General features: G+C 59.5%; 22 protein-coding genes and 1 pseudogene. 15 read left to right on the top strand and 8 right to left on the bottom strand.

The genetic code is table 11. The features are described 5' to 3' along the window. Positions 1-307 (top strand): annotated as a pseudogene (locus AB4Z11_RS06050) (D-glycero-beta-D-manno-heptose 1-phosphate adenylyltransferase); the annotation flags it as partial. Positions 308-319: 12 nt separating this feature from the next. Next, on the top strand, positions 320-601 hold the full coding sequence (locus AB4Z11_RS06045) for a hypothetical protein (RefSeq protein ID WP_442023430.1): 282 nt from the start codon (positions 320-322) through the stop codon (positions 599-601). Between the two features lie 50 nt (positions 602-651). Here AB4Z11_RS06045 and AB4Z11_RS06040 read toward each other — a convergent pair whose 3' ends face one another. The 3 genes from AB4Z11_RS06040 to AB4Z11_RS06030 all read right to left on the bottom strand — a co-directional run bounded on the left by AB4Z11_RS06040 (position 652) and on the right by AB4Z11_RS06030 (position 2813). After that, positions 652-1527 (bottom strand): transposase, encoded by an 876-nt coding sequence (locus AB4Z11_RS06040; protein WP_442023428.1) that lies wholly within the window; start codon positions 1525-1527, stop codon positions 652-654. A gap of 92 nt (positions 1528-1619) precedes the next feature. Continuing rightward, complete coding sequence (trmL, locus tag AB4Z11_RS06035) at positions 1620-2090, bottom strand: tRNA (uridine(34)/cytosine(34)/5-carboxymethylaminomethyluridine(34)-2'-O)-methyltransferase TrmL (RefSeq protein WP_442023426.1); 471 nt, start codon at positions 2088-2090, stop codon at positions 1620-1622. 15 nt (positions 2091-2105) lie between these two features. Beyond that, a complete protein-coding gene (locus AB4Z11_RS06030; RefSeq protein WP_442023424.1) occupies positions 2106-2813 on the bottom strand; it encodes a ComF family protein in 708 nt (235 codons plus the stop codon). A gap of 59 nt (positions 2814-2872) precedes the next feature. On the opposite strand from AB4Z11_RS06030, the gene AB4Z11_RS06025 reads away from it, so the two are divergent. The 7 genes from AB4Z11_RS06025 to AB4Z11_RS05995 all read left to right on the top strand — a co-directional run bounded on the left by AB4Z11_RS06025 (position 2873) and on the right by AB4Z11_RS05995 (position 8773). Further along, complete coding sequence (locus tag AB4Z11_RS06025) at positions 2873-3796, top strand: methyltransferase domain-containing protein (RefSeq protein ID WP_442023422.1); 924 nt, start codon at positions 2873-2875, stop codon at positions 3794-3796. Positions 3797-4123: 327 nt separating this feature from the next. Further along, positions 4124-5347, top strand: a complete 1224-nt coding sequence (coxB, locus tag AB4Z11_RS06020; protein WP_442023420.1) for a cytochrome c oxidase subunit II — start codon at positions 4124-4126, stop codon at positions 5345-5347. A gap of 13 nt (positions 5348-5360) precedes the next feature. Beyond that, positions 5361-6965, top strand: coding sequence for a cytochrome c oxidase subunit I (gene ctaD / locus AB4Z11_RS06015; protein ID WP_442023418.1), 1605 nt, complete (start codon positions 5361-5363; stop codon positions 6963-6965). Between the two features lie 47 nt (positions 6966-7012). Continuing rightward, a complete protein-coding gene (locus AB4Z11_RS06010; protein ID WP_442023417.1) occupies positions 7013-7126 on the top strand; it encodes a cytochrome oxidase small assembly protein in 114 nt (37 codons plus the stop codon). A gap of 1 nt (position 7127) precedes the next feature. Continuing rightward, a complete protein-coding gene (locus AB4Z11_RS06005; protein ID WP_442023415.1) occupies positions 7128-7679 on the top strand; it encodes a cytochrome c oxidase assembly protein in 552 nt (183 codons plus the stop codon). A gap of 9 nt (positions 7680-7688) precedes the next feature. Further along, the gene (locus AB4Z11_RS06000; RefSeq protein ID WP_442023413.1) at positions 7689-7874 is read left to right on the top strand and encodes a DUF2970 domain-containing protein; all 186 of its coding nucleotides are present in this window, start codon (positions 7689-7691) and stop codon (positions 7872-7874) included. A gap of 38 nt (positions 7875-7912) precedes the next feature. Continuing rightward, complete coding sequence (locus tag AB4Z11_RS05995) at positions 7913-8773, top strand: cytochrome c oxidase subunit 3 (protein WP_442023411.1); 861 nt, start codon at positions 7913-7915, stop codon at positions 8771-8773. Positions 8774-8854: 81 nt separating this feature from the next. Here AB4Z11_RS05995 and AB4Z11_RS05990 read toward each other — a convergent pair whose 3' ends face one another. Continuing rightward, positions 8855-9067 (bottom strand): twin transmembrane helix small protein, encoded by a 213-nt coding sequence (locus AB4Z11_RS05990; RefSeq protein WP_442023409.1) that lies wholly within the window; start codon positions 9065-9067, stop codon positions 8855-8857. Between the two features lie 36 nt (positions 9068-9103). Here AB4Z11_RS05990 and AB4Z11_RS05985 point away from each other — a divergent pair, with 36 nt between their 5' ends. Genes AB4Z11_RS05985 through AB4Z11_RS05965 form a run of 5 tightly spaced genes read left to right on the top strand, consistent with a single transcriptional unit; the run spans position 9104 to position 13024 of the window. Further along, on the top strand, positions 9104-9835 hold the full coding sequence (locus AB4Z11_RS05985; RefSeq protein ID WP_442023408.1) for an SURF1 family protein: 732 nt from the start codon (positions 9104-9106) through the stop codon (positions 9833-9835). A gap of 34 nt (positions 9836-9869) precedes the next feature. After that, entirely contained in the window at positions 9870-10424 is a 555-nt protein-coding gene (locus AB4Z11_RS05980; RefSeq protein ID WP_442023431.1) for an SCO family protein, read from the top strand. A gap of 3 nt (positions 10425-10427) precedes the next feature. After that, positions 10428-11549 (top strand): COX15/CtaA family protein, encoded by a 1122-nt coding sequence (locus AB4Z11_RS05975; RefSeq protein WP_442023406.1) that lies wholly within the window; start codon positions 10428-10430, stop codon positions 11547-11549. Then, positions 11550-12443 carry a heme o synthase gene (gene cyoE, locus AB4Z11_RS05970; protein ID WP_442023404.1) on the top strand — a complete coding sequence of 298 codons (894 nt, stop codon included), beginning with the start codon at positions 11550-11552 and terminating at the stop codon, positions 12441-12443. 5 nt (positions 12444-12448) lie between these two features. Beyond that, complete coding sequence (locus AB4Z11_RS05965; protein WP_442023402.1) at positions 12449-13024, top strand: SCO family protein; 576 nt, start codon at positions 12449-12451, stop codon at positions 13022-13024. Here the strand turns inward: AB4Z11_RS05965 and AB4Z11_RS05960 are convergent, their stop codons facing one another. The 4 genes from AB4Z11_RS05960 to AB4Z11_RS05945 are packed head-to-tail and all read right to left on the bottom strand — an operon-like array spanning position 13025 to position 14577. Further along, complete coding sequence (locus AB4Z11_RS05960; RefSeq protein WP_442023400.1) at positions 13025-13483, bottom strand: hypothetical protein; 459 nt, start codon at positions 13481-13483, stop codon at positions 13025-13027. A 4-nt stretch (positions 13484-13487) separates the two neighbouring features. Beyond that, positions 13488-13901, bottom strand: coding sequence for a hypothetical protein (locus AB4Z11_RS05955; protein WP_442023398.1), 414 nt, complete (start codon positions 13899-13901; stop codon positions 13488-13490). Beyond that, positions 13898-14266 (bottom strand): DUF5329 family protein, encoded by a 369-nt coding sequence (locus tag AB4Z11_RS05950; RefSeq protein ID WP_442023396.1) that lies wholly within the window; start codon positions 14264-14266, stop codon positions 13898-13900. The genes AB4Z11_RS05955 and AB4Z11_RS05950 overlap by 4 nt, the downstream gene beginning before the upstream one ends. Beyond that, entirely contained in the window at positions 14263-14577 is a 315-nt protein-coding gene (locus AB4Z11_RS05945; protein ID WP_442023394.1) for a hypothetical protein, read from the bottom strand. The genes AB4Z11_RS05950 and AB4Z11_RS05945 overlap by 4 nt, the downstream gene beginning before the upstream one ends. 198 nt (positions 14578-14775) lie before the next feature. Here AB4Z11_RS05945 and AB4Z11_RS05940 point away from each other — a divergent pair. After that, positions 14776-15124: TetR/AcrR family transcriptional regulator (locus AB4Z11_RS05940; RefSeq protein WP_442023392.1), on the top strand; the 349-nt coding region annotated here is incomplete at its 3' end.

The following is a 15124-nucleotide window of genomic DNA, read 5'->3' as shown; positions in this document are numbered from 1 at the left end:
CACGGATGCGTCGGTGAAGCGCCTGGGCAAGGGCGACGATCGTCCGCTGAATAGCTGCGACGACCGCATGGCGCTGCTGGCGGCGCTGGAGTCGGTGTCGCTGGTGGTGCCGTTCGACGAGGATACGGCGCTGGAGGCAGTGCTGGAAGCGCGTCCCGAGATTTACGCCAAGGGCGGCGACTATGATATGACGGCCATCCCGGAAGGGAAGGCGGTGCTGGCATATGGCGGCAAGGCTGTCGCCATCGATTTCGAACATGACCGTTCGACCACCAAGCTGCTGGCGAAGGTGCGCATGTTCACCTGACCTGGAGGACATATGGCAAGCGCGCGGATTTTCGGCATCCTGCTCACGGAAGAGGGCATGGCCGAACTGGAGATGGCCCTTCGCGATTACTGGAGCGACGGGCCGGCGGGCAAATACCTGTACTGCAAGGAGGCCACGCCGGACCGGGCGTTCTTCCATGCGGTGGTGGAATGCCGCAATAAAGAAGACGGCGCCGAGTTCGAAGCCGAGTTCTATATCCCGAACCGATTTGTGAAGGTGGTGATGTCGGGCCTGGAGCGCAAGCACATCGGCTTCGTCTGGCCCGCCGACTAAACCTTGGGGTCTAAACCTTGGGGTCTAAACCTTGGGGTCAAACCTTGGGGTCAAACCTTGGGGTCAGATCCGACATTCGGACATTTTTCGGCAATGCGCTGCTCCCATTGACGTACGGCTCTGCTTACCGTCTTATACGACACCCCGAAATGCGCGGCGATATCCTGCATTGAATAGGCGGTGGAAGCATAGGCACGCGCCATCGCCTCATTTCGCACTGGATACAAACGTCCATACTCATGCAGCGTATGCGCCAGCGTTCGCCGGGCATGCATAGACGTGCCCGCGAGGCCGGGGTCATGCGGATTTGTGCCGAATTGATAGGGCGTGCGACCAAACACCAGATCCGCGCGCGCTAGTCGTAATGGGTCGGATTGCCCGTACCCCTGTCTGACGAATCGTGCATAAGCGCGACGCGCGGCGTGCGTACGTGAACCAAACTGTGCCAGTAGCCATTCCGATTGCAACCATCGCGGTGAGGGCCGCCGCCCAATCATGTAATGGTGACTGCTCCAGTGCCACTTGGACTCCGTACTGACCAGCTGCGCACGTACAGGATTCAGAACTACGTAGCGCGCCACTTCAAGCAACTGGGACTGATGCTCGATCAATACAGCATGATAGCGTCCTTGAAGCAGTGGACCGCACAGCTTGTGCCGAAAATTGAAGGCCTGCGCGTAACTGCTGTTCAGGTGGCGCATGCCTTGCGCGAGGTTGGCGTCGGCGGTTGTGAGTAGCAGATGAAAATGGTTGGGCATCTGGCAAAAGGCGTGGACTGCAAAGTTGTAGCGATAGGCGGTCTGGCCGAGCAAGTCCTGCCAAATGTAGTAGTCGCGACTGTCCAGGTAGATGACGGAGCGGCGCGTTCCACGTGAGGTCACGTGATAAATCGCGCCGGCGAATTGGATGCGAAGGGGACGGGTCATTGCTTCAGACTAGCCGGGCGGAAGCAAGCGATCTTGATTCGGCGCAGGAGCGCGCGAAAAAATGTCCGAATGTCGGATCTGACCCCAGGGTGTTAGGCGCCGCCGGCGTAGTTTTGCTGGCGCCAGGCTTCGTAGATGACCACGGCCACAGTATTGGACAGGTTCAGGCTGCGGTTGCCGGGCTGCATGGGCAATCTGATGCGCTGCGTCGCCGGGAAGGTTTCGCGGAATTCGGGCGCCAGGCCGCGGGTTTCGCTGCCGAAGACGAACACGTCGCCCGGTTGAAACGCCAGTTCGGCAAAGGGACGCGAGCCGTGTGTGGTCATCGCGAACAGACGATCGGCGGCGGGCTGCACGGCAGCCAGAAACGCGGCCCAGTCCTTGTGCACCTGCATCCGCGCATATTCGTGGTAGTCCAACCCTGCGCGTTTCAGCTTGGCGTCATCCAGTTCGAAGCCCAGCGGCTCGATCAGATGCAGCTGCGCGCCCGTGTTTGCACACAGGCGGATCACATTGCCGGTATTCGGCGGTATTTCTGGATTGACCAGTACGACATGAAACAACTCAGTTCTCCCAATTCATTGATGCGGCGGTGTCCGCGCGAAGACAAAATTGCTGACCCGCGCGGCGCCATAGCGTTTCAGCGTGGCCGCCAGCTCCTCCAGCGTTTCGCCACTGCTCATCACATCGTCGACGACGCCGATGTGGCGGCCTTCGACCAGCGCGCGGTCCGGCACGGCAAACGCTCCCTGCATATTGGCACGGCGCGCGCCCGGTGCCAGCTCGCTTTGCGCCCGCGTTTCGCGCACCCGGCACAGTAAGCGCGGCGCTACCGCGACGCCCAGCGTTCGTCCCAAGGGACGCGCGATTTCCAGCGCCTGATTGAATCCGCGCTCCGCCAGCCGCGCTTCACCCAGCGGCACGGGACAGAGCACAGCAGGCAAGCCGTACGAAGCAATGCATACCGCGGACGCCAGCAATTCCCCGAACAAGCGCGCGTGCGCCAGCCGGGCGCCGAATTTTAGCTGAAGCACGAGCCGGTCGAGCGGCATTTCGTATGAGCAGGCAGTCACAGTGGCGTCGTAAGCGGGCGCGCAGGACAGGCAGCGCGCGCACGGCAGCTCCGCCGGACACCCGGCCGGCAGCGGATTCGCACACACCGGGCAGCGCGCCACGTCAATGCTGAAAAATTGACAACGGCATGCCGTGCACAGCAGCTCCCCGCCGCGCCCTCCGCACAGCACGCAATTACAGGGCAGGATCGTCGCCAGAAATTGGCCAGCCATCGCGTTTTGCCACGAGCAGGTAAACTGGCACATTATCTCATCTCGCACCCGTAATAAATATGCAAGTCCCAGCAAATCCGCCCAAGCTGAGCGCCCCTATTGATCTGGATCGTGTCCGCGCCCTGTTTGACGATCCCGCCCGCATCGCGCACGCCGATTTTCTGCGGCGTGAAATCGCCAGCCGCATGCACGAGCGCCTGGAGCTGATCAAACTGAATCCCCAGCGCGTGCTGGACGCGGGCTGCGGCACGGGAGCCGATCTGCCTATCTTGCAAAAGTTCTATGCCGCTGCCCAGATTCTGGGGCTGGATGCGTCGCCAGCGATGCTGCAAGCGGCGCAGGGGCAGGGCGGCAAGTCGGCCCTGAATCAGTTGATTTCCAGGCTGCTGCCGGCCAAGTCCGGCATCGATCTGATTTGCGGCGACCTGGCCGAGCTGCCATTGGGGCAGAACTCTCTGGACCTGGTCTGGTCTAACCTGGCATTGCATTGGCATCCGCAGCCGGACCGCGTGTTCGCTGAGTGGCGCCGTGTGCTGCGCGTGAATGGCTTGCTGATGTTTTCCTGCTTCGGGCCGGACACCATGCAGGAGGTGCGCACGGCCTTCGCGGAAGTCGACCTGGCCGTCCACACCCTGCCATTCGTGGATATGCACGATTTCGGCGACCAGCTGGTGGAGGCGGGCTTTGCCACGCCGGTGATGGATATGGAGAAGATCACGGTCACCTATGACACACCGGAAAAGCTGCTGGCCGACGTGCGCGCCCTGGGCGGCAATCCGCTCGGTTCGCGCCGCAAGGGGCTGCTGGGACGGGCGGCATACCTGCGCCTGCTGCAGGCGTTCGAGCGGCAGCGCCGTTCGGACGGCAAGCTGGGTTTGACCTTTGAAGTGATCTATGGACACGCCTTCCGTCCGGTGCCGCGGGTGACCAAAGACGGGGAAGCGATTATTCGTTTTGATCTGCCGCGAAAGCCTAAAAATTAGGCAGTCATAGGGAAAATGGCGTCACAATTCGGTCATCAAAGGCATTTTCCCTTGATGAAAGATAAGCATCCTGCTTATAATCCTTGACTAATTTTGCCAGCTGTTCGCTCACACGAATCGTAGRCAAAAAAGCAAGAAGTAAAGAATCCGCAGCGCCAAAGGTGATGTTGGGTCGCATTTGGCGATGTCAAGGTTCCAGCTCGGTCTCATGTAAGAAGTTTTTACCTGGGTCCGGCGTGGAGCCTTTAGCTGTTTAGCGCACGGCGGTGGCTTCAGCGAACCGCGCAGTGATGAAATTATTTTTATTTTTGGGTGGTTGGGGAAAACATGAAACTTGCGAAGCGACTTCAATCGTTGATGCTCGGGCTGGCCGCAGTATCCGCCGGAATTCCGGCGCTGGCCGCACCAGCAGCATCTGCGACTGGTACGTATCAAGCAGCGACCGGCGGCACCGGCGGTCCGATGGTGCATGAGCTGAACCTGCAGGCTCCGGCAACGCGCATCGCCGCTGAGATCTACAGCCTGCACACGCTGATGATGATTATCTGCCTGGTCATCTTCGTTGCCGTCTTCGGCGTGATGTTCTACTCCATCATCAAGCACCGCAAGTCCGTCGGCCACAAAGCCGCCACCTTCCACGAATCCACAGCCGTCGAAATCGCCTGGACCGTCGTTCCGTTCCTGATCGTGATCGGCATGGCCCTGCCGGCGACCCGCACCGTGGTCGCCATGAAAGACACCTCCAACGCCGACGTGACCATCAAGGCCACGGGCATGCAGTGGAAGTGGGGCTATGACTATCTGAAAGGCGAAGGCGAGGGCATCTCCTTCATCTCCAACATCGCTACCCCGCGTGACGCGGTGGGTGCGCCTGGCGTGGCACCGACCAAGCCACGTACCGATACCTATCTGCTGGAAGTCGATAACGAACTGGTGGTGCCGGTAAACAAGAAGGTCCGCATCGTGACCACCGCCAACGACGTGATCCACTCCTGGACCATCCCGGCCTTCGGCGTGAAGCAGGATGCGATCCCTGGTTTCGTACGCGACACCTGGTTCAAAGCCGAACACACCGGCACCTTCCGCGGCACCTGCGTGGAACTGTGCGGTAAAGAGCACGCCTTCATGCCGATCGTGGTGCACGTCGTGACCGCCGAAGAGTACACCGCCTGGGTGGACGGCAAGAAGAAGGAAATGGCCGCACTGGCGGACGATCCGAACAAGACCTGGACCATCGACGAACTGAAAACCAAGGGCGAGAAGGTCTACAACTCGAACTGCGCGGTCTGCCACCAGGCAACCGGCAAGGGCGTGCCAGGCGCATTCGCTGCGCTGGACGGTTCCCCAGTGGTCAATGGTCCTAAAGCTGACCAGATCCATGTTCTGCTGAACGGTAAGAAGAGCGGCAAGTTCCCAGGCGAGATGCCGGCGTGGAAGCAGCTGTCCGATACCGACATCGCGGCTGTTATTACCTTCACCCGCAACTCCTGGTCGAACAAGGCAGCGGAAAACATCGTTCAACCAGCCGAAGTTGTGGCTGCGCGCAAGTAATTAGGAGCTTCACATGAGCACGACTACTATCGATCACGCACACGATCACGCACACGGCGATCACGATCACGCTCACGACCATCCGGAAGGCTTCCGCCGCTGGCTGTTCGCGACCAACCACAAGGACATCGGTACCCTGTACATGTGGTTCTCCTTCATCATGCTGCTGTCCGGCGGCGTGCTGGCGCTGATGATCCGTACCGAGTTGTTCCAGCCTGGCCTGCAGTTCTTCCAGCCTGAGTTCTTCAACCAGCTGACCACCATGCACGGTCTGGTGATGGTGTTCGGCGCCATCATGCCGGCTTTCGTGGGCTTCGCTAACTGGATGATCCCGCTGCAGATCGGCGCATCCGACATGGCCTTCGCCCGCATGAACAACTTCTCGTTCTGGCTGCTGCCTCCTGCGGCAATCCTGCTGGCCGCGTCGTTCTTCGTGCCTGGCGGCGCCACCGCTGCCGGCTGGACCCTGTACGCTCCGCTGTCGACCCAGATGGGCATCGGCATGGACATGGGTATCTTCGCCATGCACATCATGGGCGCATCGTCCATCATGGGTTCCATCAACATCATCGTCACCATCCTGAACATGCGCGCTCCCGGCATGACCCTGATGAAGATGCCGATGTTCTGCTGGACCTGGCTGATTACCGCCTATCTGCTGATCGCCGTGATGCCAGTGCTGGCCGGCGCGATCACTATGACCCTGACCGACCGTCACTTCGGCACCTCCTTCTTCAACGCCGCCGGCGGTGGTGACCCGGTCATGTACCAGCACATCTTCTGGTTCTTCGGTCACCCGGAGGTGTACATCATGATTCTGCCGGCCTTCGGTATCGTGTCGCAGATCGTTCCAGCCTTCGCCCGCAAGCCGCTGTTCGGCTACGCTTCGATGGTGTACGCAACCGCTTCCATCGCGATTCTGTCCTTCATCGTGTGGGCGCACCACATGTTCACCACCGGCATGCCGGTGACCTCGCAGCTGTTCTTCATGTACGCAACCATGCTGATCTCCGTGCCGACCGGCGTGAAGGTCTTCAACTGGATCGCGACCATGTGGAAAGGCTCGATGACCTTTGAAACCCCGATGCTGTTCGCTGTGGGCTTCATCTTCGTGTTCACCATGGGCGGCTTCACCGGCCTGATCCTGGCAGTGACCCCGGTCGACATCCAGCTGCAGGATACCTACTACGTGGTGGCGCACTTCCACTACGTGCTGGTGGCAGGTTCCCTGTTTGCGCTGTTCGCCGGCTTCTACTACTGGTCGCCGAAGTGGACTGGCCACATGTACAACGAAACCATGGGCAAGCTGCACTTCTGGCTGTCCCTGATCACTTTCAACGTGACCTTCTTCCCGATGCACTTCCTGGGCCTGGCCGGTATGCCACGCCGCTACGCCGACTACCCGGCGCAGTTCGCAGACTTCAACGCGATCGCCTCCATCGGCGCCTTCGGTTTCGGTCTGTCGCAGGTGTTCTTCCTGTTCTTCGTGGTGCTGCCAACCATCCGTGGTGGCAAAGCTGCTGCGGACAAGCCTTGGGATGGCGCTGAAGGCCTGGAGTGGACCGTGCCGTCGCCGGCGCCGTTCCACACCTTCGAAGTACCGCCAACCGTTAAGTAATACCCTGGGGCGGGCGCGCCAGCGTCCGCCCTTGTAAAGGAAGCACCATGTCTGACCCGAAGAAGCCGAACAGCAACCTGCGCCTGGCCCTGATCCTGTTGTCCATCGCCGTGGTGTTCTTTGTTTCCGTCATCGGCAAACAATGGATACTGAGGCACTGAAATGAGCGATAAGGAAGTCCAGGGCGCGAAGAACAAGCTGCTTGGCAAGCTCCTGGTCGTAGCGGTAATGATGTTCGGGTTCGGCTACGCGCTGATCCCGGTGTACAAGCACCTGTGCGAGGTGCTGGGCCTGAACCTGATCGATGGCAAGCCGGAAGCAGCGGCAGTCAACAGCCAGGTCGACAAGAGCCGCAGCATCACGGTGGATTTGGTCAGCAATGTGCAGGGCACTTTGCGTTTCCGCCCCACCGTCAACAGCGTGACCGTGCATCCCGGCGAATTGACGACGGTGGTGTATGAAGTAGTGAACAGCGTGCCGCGTACGGTGAAGGCCCAGGCCATCCCAAGCTACACGCCGCAGGAAGTAACGCCGCACTTCAAGAAGATTGAGTGCTTCTGCTTCAAGGAGCAGATCCTCAAGCCGAACGAGGCGCGGCAGATGCCCGTGGTGTTCTTCATCGATCCGGCCGTGCCGAAGAGCGTGAAGACCGTCACTCTGTCGTACACCTTTATCGAGGCGGCAGGTCTGGATAACAAGACCGCGTCCAATTAAGGAAGGCAGATGGCTTCGTTTTTGTATTCGATGAAAGCAGTGATCTGGTCGTTTTTCGGCCTGCGCCGCAAAGGCGATTTTGACAAGGATACCGAGAAGCTGAACCCGGTCCACGTCATCATCGCAGCCCTGCTGGGCGTTGCCATATTTATTGGCTTGCTGATTTCGGTCATCAAGTTCGTCGTATTGAAGTAATTTTTGCAGTTCACGGATACCGTTTCTAGGAGATGAAAATGAGTTCGAATAACGCCGCGGCACCGTACTACTTCGTGCCTGGCCCGTCCAAGTGGCCAATGTTGGCAGGTATCTCCCTGCTGATTACCATGATCGGCGCATCCGCATGGGTGAACGACGCGTCGTGGGGTATGGCCTGCAACCTGATCGGCATCGCCATGACCCTGGTCGTGCTGTATTTCTGGTTTGGCGATGCGATCGCCGAATCCGAAGGCGGCATGTACAGCAAGCGCATCGACATCTCCTACCGCTGGTCGATGGGCTGGTTCATCTTCTCCGAAGTGATGTTCTTCGGCGCCTTCTTCGGCGCGCTGTTCTACGCACGCACCATCACCATGCCTTGGCTGTCGGACCTGGATCACAAACTGATCTGGCCTGACTTCAACGGCATCTGGGGCAATATCGGTCCGGCCGGCGTGGTTGAATCCTTCAACACCATGGGTCCGTTCCCGATCCCGACCATCAACACCGCGCTGCTGCTGACCTCCGGCCTGACCCTGACCATCTCCCACCACGCCCTGCAAGCTGGCAAGCGTGGCAAGACCGCCTTCTGGCTGGCTGCCACCATCCTGCTGGGCGCAGTGTTCATGGGCTTCCAGGCGTTCGAGTACATCCACGCTTACCATGAGCTGAACCTGAAGCTGTCCTCCGGTATCTACGGTTCGACCTTCTTCATGCTGACCGGCTTCCACGGCTTCCACGTGACCATGGGCGCGATCATGCTGTCGGTGGTGCTGTATCGTGTGATGAAGGGCCACTTCACCCCTGAACACCACTTCGCGTTTGAAGGCGCCGCCTGGTACTGGCACTTCGTTGACGTGGTCTGGCTCGGCCTGTACGTGGTCGTGTACTGGATGTAATACGCGGGTATAATGCGCGGCGGAACCAGCCGTGCAATGCCCGATAAAAAAAGCCGCAGCGGGTGCTGCGGCTTTTTGCTTTTATCCGCCGTAGGCGCGTATACCTGTGGGGTGGATGTACCCTAGCTTGTACAGCACAAGGATGATCACGAACAGCAGGATCGAGAAGCCGACGCGCATCGCGAGCGCACGCACCATGCGCGGGTCGCCGCCTTTACCTCGCAAGAGGAAAACCACCGCGCTGGCGAGGCTGCCGATGATCAGGATAAACGCAACGGCAACGAAGATTTTCATGTCAGTTTTGCAGGATTAGTCAGGGCTCCCATTGTAATGCGTATCGCTTTCCGCTTTAAGCTCATTCCCTTTCTGGCAATGCTGGTGCTGGTGGCAATCGGCATCTCCGCCGCGCGCTGGCAGACCGGCCGCGCCGAGCAGAAGGAAGCGCTGGCGGCCAGGCTGTCCGCCGGCGTTGCCGCCGAAGCCGTGGAGCTGAGCGCGGAGCCAGTGCGCGCCGAAGAGATCGAATTCCGCCGCGTGCGTGTTACCGGCGAATGGCTGCCCAACTGGCCGCTCTATCTGGACAATCGTCCGTATCAGGGCCGCGCCGGCTTCTACCTGCTGATGCCCCTCAAGCTCGCCGGCAGCAATATGCATGTGCTGGTGGTGCGTGGCTGGCTGCCGCGTGATGCGGCCGACCGCAACAAACTGCCGGAAGTGAGCACGCCGTCCGGCACCGTCACCATCGAAGGCGTGGCGCACCAGAACGCAGGCCATGTCATGGAGCTGGGCAGCGTGAAGCTTGCGCCCCGTGCCATCGTGCAGAATGCCGATGCGGCCGGCGTGGCCGCTGCCACGGGCCTGGCATTCCAGCCGGTCATGCTGGAACAAACGTCGGCCGACGCCGGCGCCGCAGGGCAGGGCGCACAGCTGGTGCGCGACTGGCCGGCTCCTTCGCTCGGCATCGAAAAACACCGTGGCTATGCCTTCCAGTGGTACGCACTGGCTGTGATGGCCTTCCTCTTCTTCGTTTTCACCGGATTCAAGAAAAGTGGACAGCAATAAGAACGAACCCCAGCAGCGCTCCGGGCGCTTGAAAATGTTTGCGGTGCTGGCAGTGTGCGCCGCGCCGATCGTCGCTTCTTACTTCACCTATTACGTGATCAAGCCGAAAGGCGGCAGCACCAATTACGGTGATTTGATCGACCCGCGCCAGCATCCGATTCCGGCGATGCCGAGCAAGCTGCTGTCCGGCGAGCCCAAAAAACTGGAAGACTACAAGGGTAAATGGATCATGCTGAAGGTCGGCGGCTCCGACTGCCAGCAGGAATGCCAGGACATGCTGTTCATGATGCGCCAGCTGCGTACCATGCAGGGCAAGGAGATGGAGCGCATTGAGCGCGTGTGGCTGATCACCGATGAACAGCCGCTGGAAACCATGCTGATGCGCGTGAACGATGGCACCCATATGCTGCGCGCGCCCGCCGCCGACGTAGCCAGATGGCTGCCGGTGGAGCAGGGCGAGCGCGCCGATGACCACATTTACCTGATCGACCCGCTGGGTAACCTGATGATGCGTTTCCCGAAGAACGCCGACCCAACCAAAGTAAAGAAGGATCTCGCCAAGCTGCTCAAGGCTTCGGCGATCGGATAAGTTATGCATCAAACTTCCCTGGCCCAGATGATTGTCACCGCGCTGCTGGTTGCGGTGCTGCCCCTGTCCATGGTGTGGATCTCGAAGGACGTCAGCAAATACCGCAAGCTGGTGTGGGTGGGCGTATTCCTGTGCTTCGACCTGATCGTGTTTGGCGCCTTCACGCGCCTGACCGATTCGGGCCTGGGCTGTCCGGACTGGCCGGGCTGCTATGGCCTTGCCAATCCTTTCCTGGCGCATGAGCAGATCAGCGCTGCGGAAGCCCTGATGCCGACTGGTCCCGTGACCGTGTTCAAGGCGTGGATTGAAATGATCCACCGCTATCTGGCCATGACGATCGGTATTCTGATTGTGGCGATGGCGGGCGTATCGTGGTGGCAGTGGCGCAAGCGCAACCCGTTCCGCCGCACCGTCCCTCCGGGCTTTCCTACCTTGTTGTTCTTCTTCGTCTGCCTGCAGGGCGCGTTTGGCGCCTGGACCGTGACGCTGAAACTGCAGCCAGTCATCGTGTCGACCCACCTGCTGCTGGGCATGGGCCTGCTGGCCATGCTGACCTGGTTCGGTGGGCGTGAAGACCAGGCGATTGCGCCGTTGCGCCAGTCCGGTGCGCCGATCAATGTACTGCCGCATGTCCGTTGCATGGCCATCGTTTCGGCTGTGGTGCTGGTGTTGCAACTGGCGCTTGGCGCCTGGGTCAGCACGAATTACGCGACCCTGGCCTGTACCGAATTCCCGCTGTGCGCGGGCAAGCTGGTGCCGGAGATGGATTTTGCACAAGGTTTCCATTTGTGGCGCGAACTGGGCAAGACARCCGCCGGCCACTATTTGCCGTTCTCCGCGCTGACGGCCATCCATTGGGTGCATCGCAATTTTGCCTTTGTGGTGGTGCTGGTGCTTGGCTACACGGCCTTGCGCGCCTGGCGCGTGACGGGCTTGCGCAAGGTGTCGAGCTGGATTCTCGGCTTGCTGGTTTTGCAAGCTGCCACCGGCATCGCGACCATTTACCTGAACTTCCCTCTGGCGATTGCGGTCATCCATAACGCCGGAGCAGCTGGCCTGGTCCTTTTGCTGACCATGTTAAACTATCGGGCTAAGTTTCTCGCAGCGCCCGCACGTACCTACTAAATGACGACTCGTACCGCCACCTTGAAATCGAACAGCCGCTTCGCCCAGTACATGGCGCTGACCAAGCCGCGCGTGACGCAGCTGGCCGTGTTCTGCGCCGTGATCGGCATGTTCCTCGCCACGGACGGCATGCCGGACTGGCGTGTTGTCGTCGCGGCTACGATCGGCATCTGGCTTTTGGCGGGGGCGGCGTTTGCCGTGAACTGCCTGGCCGAGCGCGAGATCGACGCGCGCATGGCGCGTACCGCGCGCCGTCCGATGGCGCTGGGTGAAATCACCGTCAAGCAGACCGTTGTCTTCGCTGCCGTGATCGGCGGCCTCGGCATGTACATCCTGCACCAGCTGGTGAATCCGCTGACCATGTGGCTGACCTTTGTGACATTTGTCGGCTATGCATTGATTTATACGATGGTGCTGAAGCCCGCAACGCCGCAGAACATTGTGATTGGTGGCCTGTCGGGCGCGATGCCGCCTGCGCTGGGCTGGGCGGCGGTTGCGAACGACGTGCCGATGCAGGCATGGCTGCTGGTGCTGATCATCTTCGTCTGGACTCCGCCGCACTTCTGGGCACTTGCCATGTACCGCCGCGACGACTACGCCAAGTCCGGTCTGCCCATGCTGCCTGTGACCCATGGCCTGGGCTTCACCGCGTTCAATATCTGGCTGTATTCCATCGCGCTGGCCGCGACCACGCTGCTGCCATTTGCCGTGAAGATGAGCGGCCTGATTTATCTGGGCAGCGCGGTGGTGCTGAATGCCGTCTTCCTTTACTACGGCTGGCAGATCTACCGCCACTACACGGACATCGTGGCACGCAAGGCATTTACCTGGTCCATCATTTACCTGTCCCTGCTGTTCGCAGCACTGCTGGTTGATCACTACTTCAAGTTCTGAGCGCTATGAAAAAACTGTTCGCGGCATTGCTGATGCTCGCGGCCCTGGTGGGCTGCGGCGAAAAACGGCTGAAGTTTGAAAACACCGATATCACCGGCATCGACTACGCCAAAAGCTTCGCGCTGCACGACCACACCGGCAAGCCGGTGACGCTGGATTCGTACAAAGGCAAAGTCGTGGTGCTGTTCTTCGGCTTCACCCAATGCCCGGACGTGTGCCCGACCACCATGGCCGAAATGTCGAACGTGATGAAGGACCTCGGTCCGCAAGCCGACCAGGTGCAAGTGCTGTTCGCCACGCTGGACCCTGAGCGAGACTCCAAGGAACTGCTGGCGCAATACGTGCCGCAATTCGACAAGCGCTTCGTTGGCCTGTACGGCACGCCTGAAGAAATCGCGAAGACGGCCAAGGACTTCAAGGTCTTCTACCAGAAAGTGCCTGGCAAGACCCCGGACAGCTACACCATCGACCACACCGCCGGCAGCTACGTCTTCGACAAAGAAGGCAAGCCCCGCCTGTTCCTGCGCCACGGACAAGGCCCGGCTCCGATCGTCCATGACCTGAAGCTGCTGCTGTCCTGATCACTCCTGCTGTGCCAACGCGAAGCCGCTGTACTTCGCGTTGGCCGTGATCTCTTCACCTACAAAAGACGGCGGCACATAAGCCGCTGATGCCTCGGCGCTCTCAAATTCAATCTCGAAAACTAGCAACCCTCCAAGGGGGTGCTCATATACATCGAGCGCACCGCCAGCCACCGAGTAGCGCATCTTGCGCGCGACTGCGCCGGGTAGTACGAGCAGGCTCCCATACTCCTCGCGGCTTAAATAAACGCTCACCACTTGTTTGGATTCGTATTTCTTCCCGAGCTTATAAACTATCCCGACGCCATCTTCACTGACCGCGCGCAGCCGCAATCTGCCACCGTCGAGATATTTGTCCTCGATCCGGCGTACGCGGCACGCGGACAAATCGAGCAGGGACGCATCCGGTACCAGCCACCTGCGCTCAAACTCCGGCAAAGAATACTTTGGCACAATCATATCGCTATGCCTTTTTTACGCGGCGCTTCGAAATAGAGAAGTAGATCAACCACGCCGGCAGAAAAATCGCGTTGGCAAAAGCCAGAGACTTGACCCATTCCCAGCCTTCAAGATCCCGATTGGCCGCTAATGCAATCAGTTCTACATACACCAGTGGACCAATGACAAATAACACAAACCACGTTTTCCGAACCCAGGGCTTATGTGACGTGCTAATGCTGGCAATCGCTCGTGCTTCGTCGACCGAAGCCTGGAAGGGATCATTCGGCCTGTAGATATAAGGCTTTTCTTCCAGTGGTTCCGGCGTATCAGGCTTAACATTCTGGACCGGCTTCTCTTGGCCGGTGGACGTGATGGAAGATGAGCTTTCTTCTGGAACCTCAAAAACGACGTTACCTATTTTTATTTGCTTGCTCATGGTTTTGCTGTGCGAATGCTGGTGAGCGTGCGGGTGAGCCAGGCCTGGCTGTCGACGGCTGGCTCGTTGCCGCATTTGACTTGATATGGCTTGCCCGACGAGCTGCTTTTAGACGCCGCCATCGCGATGAACTGCTCGGTGTTTTGGATGGTGCTTTTGCCCTCGATGTATTCGAGTTTGCGGAGCAGGTGATTCCTGGCGTCGGTGCCGTTATACCAGGAACCGTTGCGGTTGAACTGGCAGCCGGATGCCTGGAGCTTGGCCAATAGCGCGTCGATTTCCGCGCGCACTGGCGCTGGTGTCGGCGCCGCAGCGGCGAGATTGTACAGGCAGGCCGCAACGAGGGATAACAATAAACGCTTCATGCGGYCGCTTCCCAGGAGTGCCATGTGTTCGACAGAAGGTAGATTCCGATCAGCGTGCCAATCGGGAAGCCAAGCAGCATAAGGCACGAAATGACTATGGATGCCTGGCGGCCGCCGTTCTTCCCTTGTTTGCATGCGCGCGCTGTGAAAAAGTGCAGCGCGAATAGCGCGAGGAGGGCGAGCAGCATGGGCAGCAACTCCACGTATGCACCCGTTGCAAGGCCAATGACTGCAGTCATACCTATGCCTATGAGTGCGTAAAACCAGGCCAGTGCGCGATGCGTGCGAAATACCTTTGTCTGTGCATCCATATCTCTCCCGGAAGGAATGTTTATTATTTGAAAATATTATCATGGGTGACAGAAAAGCCAGTATAAAAACTACTGAGGTAATTAATGGTCAGCAGACCGCGCGAGGGGAGAGGATTAGGCGACGCCCAGCCTGCGCAGTGTCACCCTGCGCGCGCCGTAGCGCTTGACTGCAAACCTACTAGAAGGTAGGATGCACCTATGAACAAAACTTTCGACGATATTCTGGCTTGCGCCCGTTCCTTGATCGCAACGGGTGGCTACAACGGCTTCAGCTATGCCGATATCGCCGAGGTAGTGGGCATTCGCAAAGCGAGTATTCACCATCATTTTCCGAGCAAGGTCGACCTGGTGAAGACGCTGATCGGGCGCTACCGCGAGGAGACTGCGCACGGTCTGACGCATCTTGAGCAGACCAACCCTGGTCCGCAGGAACAACTGCGCGCATACATCCAGTTCTGGACGAGCTGTATTGCCGACGGCAGTATGCCGTTCTGTGTTTGCGCGCTGCTGGCCAGCGAATGGCCCATCCTGCCGGACGAGGTGGCGC

The organism is Pseudoduganella sp. RAF53_2, from assembly GCF_052113985.1.
Classification (GTDB): Bacteria; Pseudomonadota; Gammaproteobacteria; order Burkholderiales; family Burkholderiaceae_D; genus Rugamonas.
The sequence above is the reverse complement of the archived record's forward strand: the minus strand, read 5'-3'. Positions and strand labels throughout refer to the sequence as shown.

Bases quoted from the DNA above. Each gene is read 5' to 3' on its own strand.
- AB4Z11_RS06045 (WP_442023430.1), top strand. From the start codon at position 320: ATGGCAAGCGCGCGGATTTTCGGCATCCTGCTCACGGAAGAGGGCATG.
- AB4Z11_RS06040 (WP_442023428.1), bottom strand. From the start codon at position 1,527: ATGACCCGTCCCCTTCGCATCCAATTCGCCGGCGCGATTTATCACGTG.
- AB4Z11_RS06030 (WP_442023424.1), bottom strand. From the start codon at position 2,813: ATGGCTGGCCAATTTCTGGCGACGATCCTGCCCTGTAATTGCGTGCTG.
- AB4Z11_RS06025 (WP_442023422.1), top strand. From the start codon at position 2,873: ATGCAAGTCCCAGCAAATCCGCCCAAGCTGAGCGCCCCTATTGATCTG.
- coxB (WP_442023420.1), top strand. From the start codon at position 4,124: ATGAAACTTGCGAAGCGACTTCAATCGTTGATGCTCGGGCTGGCCGCA.
- ctaD (WP_442023418.1), top strand. From the start codon at position 5,361: ATGAGCACGACTACTATCGATCACGCACACGATCACGCACACGGCGAT.
- AB4Z11_RS06010 (WP_442023417.1), top strand. From the start codon at position 7,013: ATGTCTGACCCGAAGAAGCCGAACAGCAACCTGCGCCTGGCCCTGATC.
- AB4Z11_RS06005 (WP_442023415.1), top strand. From the start codon at position 7,128: ATGAGCGATAAGGAAGTCCAGGGCGCGAAGAACAAGCTGCTTGGCAAG.
- AB4Z11_RS06000 (WP_442023413.1), top strand. From the start codon at position 7,689: ATGGCTTCGTTTTTGTATTCGATGAAAGCAGTGATCTGGTCGTTTTTC.
- AB4Z11_RS05995 (WP_442023411.1), top strand. From the start codon at position 7,913: ATGAGTTCGAATAACGCCGCGGCACCGTACTACTTCGTGCCTGGCCCG.
- AB4Z11_RS05990 (WP_442023409.1), bottom strand. From the start codon at position 9,067: ATGAAAATCTTCGTTGCCGTTGCGTTTATCCTGATCATCGGCAGCCTC.
- AB4Z11_RS05985 (WP_442023408.1), top strand. From the start codon at position 9,104: ATGCGTATCGCTTTCCGCTTTAAGCTCATTCCCTTTCTGGCAATGCTG.
- AB4Z11_RS05980 (WP_442023431.1), top strand. From the start codon at position 9,870: ATGTTTGCGGTGCTGGCAGTGTGCGCCGCGCCGATCGTCGCTTCTTAC.
- cyoE (WP_442023404.1), top strand. From the start codon at position 11,550: ATGACGACTCGTACCGCCACCTTGAAATCGAACAGCCGCTTCGCCCAG.
- AB4Z11_RS05965 (WP_442023402.1), top strand. From the start codon at position 12,449: ATGAAAAAACTGTTCGCGGCATTGCTGATGCTCGCGGCCCTGGTGGGC.
- AB4Z11_RS05960 (WP_442023400.1), bottom strand. From the start codon at position 13,483: ATGATTGTGCCAAAGTATTCTTTGCCGGAGTTTGAGCGCAGGTGGCTG.
- AB4Z11_RS05955 (WP_442023398.1), bottom strand. From the start codon at position 13,901: ATGAGCAAGCAAATAAAAATAGGTAACGTCGTTTTTGAGGTTCCAGAA.
- AB4Z11_RS05950 (WP_442023396.1), bottom strand. From the start codon at position 14,266: ATGAAGCGTTTATTGTTATCCCTCGTTGCGGCCTGCCTGTACAATCTC.